At 43.8% G+C, this 2,138-nt stretch carries 1 protein-coding gene and 1 pseudogene; both read right to left on the bottom strand.

Going from position 1 to position 2,138, the window contains the following annotated elements:
• A partial coding sequence (locus ACFIM6_RS09770) for a hypothetical protein (protein WP_375612659.1) occupies nucleotides 1-782 on the bottom strand: 782 nt, incomplete at its 3' end.
• 13 nt (nucleotides 783-795) lie between these two features.
• Nucleotides 796-2,070: pseudogene (locus tag ACFIM6_RS09765) on the bottom strand (phage portal protein); the annotation flags it as partial.
• Nucleotides 2,071-2,138: the final 68 nt, after the last annotated feature.

The raw sequence follows: 2,138 nt of genomic DNA, 5'->3' as shown, positions 1-2,138 counted from the left end.
ATTGGTCCAACACTGCCCCCTCCACCAGATGCCGTTAAGGTTCTCGCAGAATTCTGCCGGCTTTGAAGCGCAGCAACTTGATTATTCGCTTGTAATGCTTGGTTCTGATAGCCAAGATTTTGCGCTATTCTATAAATCTCTTCTGCCGGATTGAGATCTCTTTGTGCACAAGTCGCTACAAGAGCATGCAATTGATCTCTTATAATCGCATCTATTGTGTTTTGTTGTCCATACTCAGGATAAAGTGATGACCAAGAACTCAATTCCTTTGCGCGTGCCTCATAAAGAAAATTTGCCGCGGCATCAAAATCACTGGATTTATTTTGAAACGACTTAACAGAATTATTAAAAAATTCACCAAGACGTATATCATGCTGCTGCTGTTCCTCAGCTTGTCTTAGCGCTTCTTTCTGTTCCCTAATATACGCATCTTGCTTTTGAATCTTATCTAGCATCCACGCCACTAAACGAACAGGGTCCTCACGTAGGTCTGGGGGTGCATTTTCACCTTCAACCATTGGCGTCTGGGATTGGGGTTCATAAAACTTTACAAGCGCTTCACGGGCTTGTTTGGCTTGTTGCTCCATACGCTGCTGTTCTATACTAGGAACAATCTCTGAAGGTTTTTCAACGGGCTGTGCAACCGGCTCTGGAGAGGTGACATCATCATTATCAATCGTTTCACCATCATAAGTGCCAGCATCAAAAGAGCTCTCATCATCAAAGACCGGTGCTCCAACTCTGTAATCTTCATTCATAGCTTCGTTCATTTCTGCATTCATTCTCTAACCTCTCTCAAATGCTTCTTCCTCTGTATGTTGCCGCTCTTTCACGCATGATTTGATTTTGCGCTCGTTCATTAAGAATACGCTCCCGTTCAAGCTCATGCTTCTGTTGCATCAATTCCGCTTCCAATTCTGCTCTCTTTTGACGCATGACCAATTCAATCTGCTTGCCTTGTAAATCCATCTGTTGCATCTGACTTTTAGCCGCAATATCTTGCTGCTTTTCCTGCAACTTCATTTCTTGTTCCGGATTCATTTGCTGTTGTTGGGCTTGTTGTGCCATTTGCTGCTGTTGCATCTTCTCACTCACACGATTAAGCAATGACGCAGGCAATGGAGAATAACGAAGTAGATCAAGCATAATATCCGGCGTAATCGCATTTTGAAGCAATGGGAGCAGCTGTGTGATGATACCAAAGGTGCGCTCTTTCTCATTCGGGCTGGTTGGCGCATCATCAACTACAATATCATACTCGACACTCGTTACTTCTTCACGCGTCAATGGAATATATTGCGCATTCTCCTCACCAGATATCCGTACCAAACGACCATCGGACAAGTAATTCTGTATCAAGTGCAAAATAATCTTACCTTGCCGCTTGCGGTACAAACGTAAACCATCAAACAGACAAGCAAGCAGATTTAAACTGGATTGGCGTCGTTGTGCCTCCAAAATACCCGCTTGTGTCACTTCCCTTGTACCAATGAATTCGGGTGATAAACCCGTCACCTGATTAATTGCTTCCTTAGCTTCATTAAACAGCTGGAAAAAGCCCTCTGGAAACTGTGCTACAGGCTTTGGTTGTATCTTGCCTTCTGCAAGAGCGCCATCTTCAGCAACTAGCAACGCATCAGCCCGCGCCCAATCTTGCATAGCCTGCCTGATGTCCTTAAACGCCCCTTCCTCGACAATAAGCCCCCCTTTGGATTGGCTATTAAGGATATACATCACTTGACTAAAATATTTATTCGCCCATCGTTGTGGATCTTTTGTCGGACGGACAACCCCATAAAATTGCCGTTCTATCTTATCAAAATACCCTGTTATACACTCCCAACCCAATTGACCCGCTGGAACCAAAGGTTGATCAGGGGATTCAAGCAATTTTCTCCCTAAAAAAGCACGTTTTACGACCTTTTTATTGAAAGCTGCCCCTTGGATATCGGGCATCATGCACTGGAGCTGCTTAAATTCTTCCTCGCTATAATCACGAAGTTCTCCAGTGCTTAAATCGGGCGCTTTGTAATATCGCTCGCTTTCAAACCAACGGCATTCAACAAGCGTTCAAGGCATTGATTTATAATCATAATCTAGCGTTATTCATATTGAATGAGAACCCTGAATAACGTAAG

The sequence above is a fragment of the Bartonella sp. AA9NXGY genome, from assembly GCF_042196845.1.
Lineage (GTDB): Bacteria > Pseudomonadota > Alphaproteobacteria > Rhizobiales > Rhizobiaceae > Bartonella.
This window is presented reverse-complemented; position numbering and strand designations above follow the sequence as displayed.